The organism is Marinobacter flavimaris, assembly GCF_002933295.1.
Classification (GTDB): Bacteria; Pseudomonadota; Gammaproteobacteria; order Pseudomonadales; family Oleiphilaceae; genus Marinobacter; species Marinobacter flavimaris.
Genome location: NZ_PSSW01000055.1, coordinates 1 through 374 on the forward strand (window position 1 = coordinate 1; position 374 = coordinate 374).

Annotated in this window: 1 protein-coding gene; it reads right to left on the minus strand. The window is 59.9% G+C overall.

The features are described from left to right. On the minus strand, nucleotides 1–374 hold a 374-nt coding region (locus MDHKLMBL_RS20725), incomplete at both ends, for an ATP-binding protein (RefSeq protein WP_146083447.1).

Below are 374 nucleotides of genomic sequence, written 5' to 3' on the forward strand. Positions count from 1 at the left end.
TTGTTGAACGGGAACACCGACTCTTTCACCGCATAATAGCTGGGGATGATTTCCTGGGTGAACTCCAGCTCTTTGAGGGTCTTGCCAGCCATCACCCGGGCCGCCACCTTGGCCAGGGACACACCGATGGCCTTGGACACGAACGGCACGGTACGCGAGGCCCGNGGNTTTACCTCGATCACGTAGATCTCGCCGTCCTGCCAGGCCAGCTGCACGTTCATCAGACCGACCACATCCAGCTCGATGGCCATCTTCTTGACGGCATCGCGCATTTCGTCCTGAACCTGCTGGGACAGGGTGTACGGCGGCAGTGAACAGGCGGAGTCACCGGAGTGAACGCCGGCCTGCTCAATGTGCTGCATGATGCCACCAAT